A 1,003-nucleotide genomic window follows, 5' to 3' on the forward strand; every position below is an offset into this window, starting at 1 on the left:
ATGAGTCACATGTGTATTGATGCTACCACTCGCGCTGCTGCTGATTTGGGTTTTAAGTGTAAGGTAGTTCATGATGCCTGTGCTACTAGAGATCTGGTTTTTGGCAATCAGACTATTATCGCTCAAGACGTACATGGGGCATTTATGCATGCTTTGGGTGTTGCTTATGCTGATGTGATTAGCTTATCGGATTTTTCGTAGGGATTGAACTGAGATAACAACCAGTGCGATTCGTTATTCAAGACTGATAAGAGGTTGTCTGAGAAGTCTCATTTGCTACATCCAAGCCCCCTAAATCCCCCAATTTTGGGGGACTTCTACCAGCAAATTGATTCTTGTTCCCCCCAGAATTGGGGGGCTAGGGGGGCAAAATTCAGTATCAAAAAACTTTTCAGATATCCTCTAACAAGAAGATCAATTGTTTAATCACAAAACATCTTCTTGTTATCAAGCCCAATTACTTAAAGAATTAAATCTTATCATTCATTATTTGACTGATGACCCTAACCCTTAACCTACCACCAGAATTGGAGCAATATCTCTTCCAGGAAGCCAAGCAGCAAGGGATTTCCCTCGAAGCTATAACATTACAACTTTTGGCAAACTCTATTCTGGTAAGACAAAAGCAAGCTGAAGCGGTTAATCTGCTTCAGTCCTGGATTGATGATCAGGATATTCAAGAGCAACAAGAAACAGGTCAGTACTTGATCGATGCATTGGATCAAGATCGACTTTCTGAGCGTCAGTTATTCCCAATCGACATGAAGGGTGTAAGTTGGTGAGGGGAGTGATAGTGTTGGATGCAGGACCGGTCGGTCTCATCACCAATCCCAAGCTGTCTGCTCAGAGTGTTGCTTGTGCTCAGGGTGGTGCGTTACGGGGCGGACTATCTCAACCCTGGCTACCGTAAAAATAAGGGCAAGTCCGCCCCTAACGCACCCTACGCACTCTCCCCAAACTCTTCCCCCGATTCCCGATTCCCGATTCCCGATTCCCGATTCCC

General features: G+C 44.8%; 2 protein-coding genes. Both read left to right on the forward strand.

All coding sequences use genetic code 11. The features are described from left to right. Nucleotides 1–201 (forward strand): isochorismatase family protein (locus tag F6K38_RS43140; protein WP_287361088.1); only part of this gene is annotated, 201 nt, incomplete at its 5' end. A gap of 296 nt (nt 202–497) precedes the next feature. Then, nucleotides 498–782, forward strand: coding sequence for a hypothetical protein (locus F6K38_RS43145; protein WP_287361089.1), 285 nt, complete (start codon nt 498–500; stop codon nt 780–782). The last annotated feature ends 221 nt before the right edge of the window (nt 783–1,003 follow it).

Origin of the sequence: Moorena sp. SIO3B2, from assembly GCF_010692525.1 — a bacterium.
Classification (GTDB): Bacteria; Cyanobacteriota; Cyanobacteriia; order Cyanobacteriales; family Coleofasciculaceae; genus Moorena; species Moorena producens.

Bases quoted from the DNA above. Each gene is read 5' to 3' on its own strand.
- F6K38_RS43145 (WP_287361089.1), top strand. From the start codon at position 498: ATGACCCTAACCCTTAACCTACCACCAGAATTGGAGCAATATCTCTTC.